This window comes from Roseateles sp., from assembly GCF_052436255.1.
Classification (GTDB): domain Bacteria; phylum Pseudomonadota; class Gammaproteobacteria; order Burkholderiales; family Burkholderiaceae_C; genus Pelomonas.
The window spans coordinates 1-4,522 of sequence record NZ_JBQVNP010000246.1 but is presented as its reverse complement, the minus strand read 5'-3'; the positions used below and the strand labels follow the sequence as shown (position 1 = coordinate 4,522).

Annotated in this window: 6 protein-coding genes; 3 read left to right on the top strand and 3 right to left on the bottom strand. The window is 72.3% G+C overall.

Translation table 11 applies throughout. The features are described from left to right. Positions 1–278: 278 nt before the first annotated feature. From ACT6S0_RS26765 to ACT6S0_RS26755, 3 genes are all read right to left on the bottom strand, one after another. Positions 279–728 carry a response regulator gene (locus ACT6S0_RS26765; protein WP_444766768.1) on the bottom strand — a complete coding sequence of 150 codons (450 nt, stop codon included), beginning with the start codon at positions 726–728 and terminating at the stop codon, positions 279–281. 124 nt (positions 729–852) lie between these two features. Beyond that, on the bottom strand, positions 853–1,596 hold the full coding sequence (locus ACT6S0_RS26760; RefSeq protein WP_444766767.1) for a response regulator: 744 nt from the start codon (positions 1,594–1,596) through the stop codon (positions 853–855). An 11-nt stretch (positions 1,597–1,607) separates the two neighbouring features. After that, positions 1,608–2,234 carry a response regulator gene (locus ACT6S0_RS26755; protein WP_444766766.1) on the bottom strand — a complete coding sequence of 209 codons (627 nt, stop codon included), beginning with the start codon at positions 2,232–2,234 and terminating at the stop codon, positions 1,608–1,610. An 86-nt stretch (positions 2,235–2,320) separates the two neighbouring features. On the opposite strand from ACT6S0_RS26755, the gene ACT6S0_RS26750 reads away from it, so the two are divergent. The 3 genes from ACT6S0_RS26750 to ACT6S0_RS26740 all read left to right on the top strand — a co-directional run. Continuing rightward, positions 2,321–2,926, top strand: coding sequence for an HD-GYP domain-containing protein (locus ACT6S0_RS26750; RefSeq protein WP_444766765.1), 606 nt, complete (start codon positions 2,321–2,323; stop codon positions 2,924–2,926). Then, positions 2,923–3,711, top strand: coding sequence for an ABC transporter substrate-binding protein (locus tag ACT6S0_RS26745; RefSeq protein WP_444766764.1), 789 nt, complete (start codon positions 2,923–2,925; stop codon positions 3,709–3,711). The genes ACT6S0_RS26750 and ACT6S0_RS26745 overlap by 4 nt, the downstream gene beginning before the upstream one ends. A 213-nt stretch (positions 3,712–3,924) precedes the next feature. Next, on the top strand, positions 3,925–4,522 hold a 598-nt coding region (locus tag ACT6S0_RS26740), incomplete at its 3' end, for a PDC sensor domain-containing protein (RefSeq protein WP_444766763.1).

Below are 4,522 nucleotides of genomic sequence, written 5' to 3'. Positions count from 1 at the left end.
GGGCCGTAGCCCAGGCGGTTCAGCGCATGTATTGCGCGCTCATCAGCGCTCAGCGGTGCGGTGCCCGCCGCGGTCGTCGTCAGCGGCGCGGCCGGCACGCGGCCGGCCAGCACCAGGGCGCTGGCTATGGCGGCGCCACGGCCCAGCACAAAGCGGCGGTTTCTCATCGGCGATCTCCAGGGTCTCGCACCGAAGAATCGCCCGACTCGCGCTCGGCCGTGTGGCCGGCGCGCAAAGATTTGTAGGAAGGAAGGGGTGCTGCGCTCAGCCGGCCGGCTTCAGCGACCGCCCAGCCACTGCGTCAAACTGCGCAGCGTCGCCGCCACATCCAGCGGCTTGGTCCAGTGGCCGTCGTAGCCGTAGCGACGCGCCAGCTGCGCCGCGACGAACTCAGACTCGGCCGTGACGAGCACGGCCGGCACCGCCCCTGACAGGCCGGCGGCGCGCAGCTCGGGCAGCAGCGCGTCGCCGCCGATATCGGGCAGGCGCAGGTCGCACAGCACCAGGTCGATGGCCCCCGCGGCCACCAGGCGCCGCGCCTCGGCACCGGTGCGCGCCACCAGCAGCTCGCTGCCTTGATGCAGCTCCAGGATGCCCTGCATCAGCATCACATTGACGGCATCGTCCTCGACATAAAGCACACGACTCGGGCCGCTCGGCTTGCCGGTCGATGCCAGACCACTTGGATCTTGTTCGCTCGACGGGGCGAGGGTGGGGAGGAGAGTCATGGCAGCCTGCAAAGTTTGCTGCCGCAATTATCAAATCAATTGATACATTTGATCAATTCGCCCGCCCTCAAACCCAGGGTGCCCGACAAAATTTGCCAAAAAAGTGCGCGGCAACTGCCAGGCACTAGGCCAGGCGCCGACCCGCGCGCAGGTCGGCCAGGCTGCGGGCCAAGCGCGCCCAGCCCTCGGGCAGGGGCCGGCCCGGCGCCAGATCAGCGGTGGCCTCTTCGAGCGCCTGGGCCTGGGCCGCCAGCGCCGGTTCACCGAGCAGTTCCAGCACCGCCTTCAGCCCATGCGCTATGCGGCGCAGCGCGGCTGCATCGAGCGCCTGCGCGGCGGCATGCCCCTGGGCGATGTCATCGGAGAAACGCTCCAGGCAGCCTGCGCGAAAGCTGTCGTAGAGACCGCGGTCACCGCCGAAATGCTGGTGCACCGGGTCGGTACGGGCGTCGGTGGCGAAGGGCCGCGGCATGGCCCGGGCTGCGGTCAACAGCGCCGCCACGGTGTCCAGCAGTTCCGCCAGCGGCACGGGCTTGCGCAGCGTGCGGGTGACGCCGCGTGCGGCCAGCGCCGCACGGCGGTCGTCGTGCACGCCGGCACTGAAGACGACCCAGGGCGGCGCACCAGCCGCCAGGGCCAGGCCTTCGGCCAGCAGCGCCTCGGCCGAGCCGTCGGGCAGCATCAGGTCGCTGATGACGAGCTGCCAGCCCCCGCCGGCCAGCGCCTTGCGCGCGTCGCTCAGCAGCCGCACCACGGTCAGCTCCACGGCGGGTGCCGAGCGGTCATGGCGGGGCAGTTCCTCCAGCGCCAGCTCGACAAAGCGGGCAATCGAGGCGTCATCCTCGATCAACAGCAGACGCGCTCTCATGACGGGTGCCGTCAGGCCGGCCACGCCGCCCGGGCAGCAGCGGCGGCGGCAAGCAACGGCGGCAGCCGGGTGACCAGGTCGGTCTTGTGCACCAGGGGCACGCCGTCGAGCGCGAAGGCGTAGGGCTGGCGCTGCGATTCGTCCAGCGCGGTGACGACGATGAGGCGGCTGCGCGCGAACTGAGGGTGCGAGCGCAGGCTGCTGATCAGCGCGGCGCCGTCGATGCCGGGCAGCAGGATGTCGATGAGCAGCACATCGGGCTCCAGGCGGCCCGCCAGCGCCAGGCCGGCAATGCCGTCGGACGCGACATGCAGCTCGGCCGCCGGCAGCTCGCGCTTGACAACGAGGCTGACCAGGTTCTGGAAATGCACCGAGTCCTCGATCAGCAGGATGGTCAGCGGCCGGCCGGCCGCCGCGCCATCGTCCACCGCAGGCGGCGCAGCGGAGGCCGTGCCCACGCGCGCGGCCATGCAGGCCTCCAGTGAACTGCGCAGGATGCGGCGGTGGCCACCCGGCGTCTTCCAGGCCTGCAGCTCGCCGCGGTCCACCATCAGTTGCACCGAACGCACGGCCATGCCCAGCCGCTGGGCGGCTTCGGTGGTCGAACAGGTGTCGGGCATGGCGTTCACGCGGGGCATTTTGCCGAATTAATCCGAATGCGCCGAAATCGTGTATTTGATAAAAACGCTTTCATCGGACAATTCAACATCCAACGGAGCCCGACATGCCATCCACCGCCGCCCTCGACCAGACGCCGTGGACGCCGCCGGGGCTGGCTGCCGACCGCCACGCCGAGGAACTGAGCGCGCACCGCGTGCGCCTGGGCCATCTGGCCGAGGGCCTGGCCCTGCGGCTCGGGATGGCGGCCGACCGCGCCCGGCTGCTGCGCCTGGCCGCGCCGCTGCACGATATCGGTGAGCTCGACGTCAGCGCGGCCGCGGCCGGCGACGGGCCCAGCCATCTGCACAACCGGCCGCTGCGCGGCGCCGCCCTGCTCAGCGGCTCCAGCCTGCCGCTGTTTGCGCTGGCCGCCGAGATCGCGCTGCACCACCGTGAGCGCTGGGACGGCAACGGCTACCCCCAGGGCCTGCGCGGCGAGGCGATTCCGCTGTCCGGGCGTATCGTTGCCGTCGTGGACCACTTCGACGCGCTGACCCTGCCCGGCCGCTACCGCCCCGCCCGCGCCGACGACCGCGCCTTGGCGATGCTGGCCGAGCAGGCCGGTGGCGCCTTCGATCCGGCCATCGTGGCCACCTTCATCGCCCACGCGCCCGAACTGATCGCGCTGCGCGACCGCGTCAATGCAACGCGGCCAGGGGCCTGGGCGTGAGGCGGCTGGCGGCCGCGCTGCTCGCCAGCCTGGGCTTGGCAAGTGCCGCCGCGGCCCCCCCCGCCATCGGCCAGCGCGTCCGCGACAGCGGCGAGCTGCGCGTGTGCATCTGGCCCGACTACTACGGCGTCTCGCTGCGCGACCCGCGCACCGGCCGGCTCTCGGGCATCGACATCGACCTGTCGGCCGCCTTCGCCGCCGACCTCAAGGCCAGGCCCGTCTATGTCGACTCCTCCTTCGCCACCCTCGTCGACGACCTGCTGGGCGAGCGTTGCGATGTGGCCATGTTTGCTGTCGGCATGACGCCGCAGCGCGCCCAGGCGCTGCGCTTCAGCCGGCCCTACCTTGAAAGCGACATCTACGCCGTCACGACACGCAGCAGCCGCGTGGTGCAGCGCTGGCAGGACCTGGACCGCCCCGGCGTGCGCATCGCCGTGCAGGCCGGCACTTTCATGGAGCCGGTGATGGCGGCCGCGCTCAAGCACGCTAACCTCGTCATCGTGCGCCCCCCGGACACGCGCGAGCGCGAGCTTGAAGCCGGCCGCGTCGATGCCTTCATGACCGACTACCCCTACAGCCGCCGCCTGCTGGACAACGCCGACTGGGCCCGCCTGGTCGCACCGACCGCGCCGTTCTCGGTGCTGCCCTACGCCTATGCGGTCAAGCCCGGGGACGCCGCCTGGCTGGACACCGTGGATGCCTTCGTCGCCCGCATCCAGAAGGACGGCCGCCTGCAGGCCGCCGCCAAACGCCACGGCCTGAGCGCCATCGTGCGCAGCAAATGAAGCCCCTCGCCCAGTCCCGCCGCGCTGGACGCGGGCGATCCCGGTCGGTCCCCCTGGGGGACGGCGATGCTCGCGGGGAAGCCCCCGCTCGCACATCGCCAGGCGGGCCGGCTTGGGAGCGGCCCGGCGCTCGGCCCGCTTCCAGGCACTACGGCCGCCCAGCGTGGCCCGCCCTCCGCGCCGGGGTCAATCGGCCTGGGGGGCGGCCCTGACATGCCGCACCGCAGCCGCTGGCGTCCCAGCATCATCACGGCCGGCGCCGGCGTGCTGCTGGCCGCCACGTTGTTGGCCGGCGCCGGCTACGGCATGTGGCGCGAGAAGCTCAAGCTGACGGCCGATACCCATGCCCGCCAGGCCCTGCTGGCCCGCGTGCTGGAAGACCACGCCAGCCGCAGCCTCGACGCGGTGCAGATCGCGCTGGCCGGCCTGGCCGACGTGGCTGAACGCGGCGCGCCGCCCGAGGTGCTGCAGGCCCTGCTGGGCCAGACGCAGACCAGCCTGGGCTTCCTGCGCGGCGTGGCCCTGGTCGATGAGGAAGGCCGCGTGCTGGCCGCTGCCGACCCCGCCGACCGCGGCGTGCAGATCGCCCCCACCGCCCTGGGCACCTGGCCGGCTGCCGGGCGCAACAGCGTGGGCGGCTTTGTCCCGGCGCGCAGCCTGGCCGGGCTGGTCGGCCCGGCTGCCGTCGTGCCGCCCGGCGTCGGCTTCATCCCCGTGCTGCGCGGACTGACGCTGCCCGGCAGCCGAGGTGAAGAGCGCCCCGCCCTGCTCGTCGCCCTGCTCAACCCAGACGCGCTGGCCAATTTCCAGC

What these genes read in the sequence shown, in the direction of transcription:
- ACT6S0_RS26765 (WP_444766768.1), bottom strand. Translation starts at nt 728, where the DNA reads ATGACTCTCCTCCCCACCCTCGCCCCGTCGAGCGAACAAGATCCAAGT.
- ACT6S0_RS26760 (WP_444766767.1), bottom strand. Translation starts at nt 1,596, where the DNA reads ATGAGAGCGCGTCTGCTGTTGATCGAGGATGACGCCTCGATTGCCCGC.
- ACT6S0_RS26755 (WP_444766766.1), bottom strand. Translation starts at nt 2,234, where the DNA reads ATGCCCCGCGTGAACGCCATGCCCGACACCTGTTCGACCACCGAAGCC.
- ACT6S0_RS26750 (WP_444766765.1), top strand. Translation starts at nt 2,321, where the DNA reads ATGCCATCCACCGCCGCCCTCGACCAGACGCCGTGGACGCCGCCGGGG.